Origin of the sequence: Paenibacillus forsythiae T98 (assembly GCF_000520735.1) — a bacterium.
Lineage (GTDB): Bacteria > Bacillota > Bacilli > Paenibacillales > Paenibacillaceae > Paenibacillus_AQ > Paenibacillus_AQ forsythiae.
The window spans coordinates 1-356 of sequence record NZ_ASSC01000628.1 but is presented as its reverse complement, the minus strand read 5'-3'; the positions used below and the strand labels follow the sequence as shown (position 1 = coordinate 356).

Sequence of the window (356 nt, the reverse complement as noted above, 5' to 3'; positions counted from 1 at the left end):
CGCTCCAGAAGCAGATTGAGCAGGGCGCGCCTGCGGATTTATTCATTTCGGCCGGGACGAAACAGATGGACGCCCTCATAGACAAGAAGCTTGCCCGTTCCGATCTGACCCGGACCCTGCTCACGAATGAGCTGGTGCTGATCGTGCCGACCGATTCGGCACCGGCGAATGTCTCGGCGCAGGATTTGACCGGCTCCGGCTTCGCCAAGCTTGCGGTCGGACAGCCTGAATCGGTGCCTGCCGGGATGTATGCGCAGCAGTTCCTTCGGCATGCGGGGCTTTGGGACAAGCTGACGCCCAAAATCGTGCTGACGAAGGATGTCAGACAGGTGCTGACCTATGTGGCGTCCGGCAAT

General features: G+C 60.4%; 1 protein-coding gene. It reads left to right on the top strand.

Translation table 11 applies throughout. The features are described from left to right. Window positions 1-356 (top strand): molybdate ABC transporter substrate-binding protein (modA, locus tag L692_RS0119445; RefSeq protein ID WP_025701724.1); only part of this gene is annotated, 356 nt, incomplete at both ends.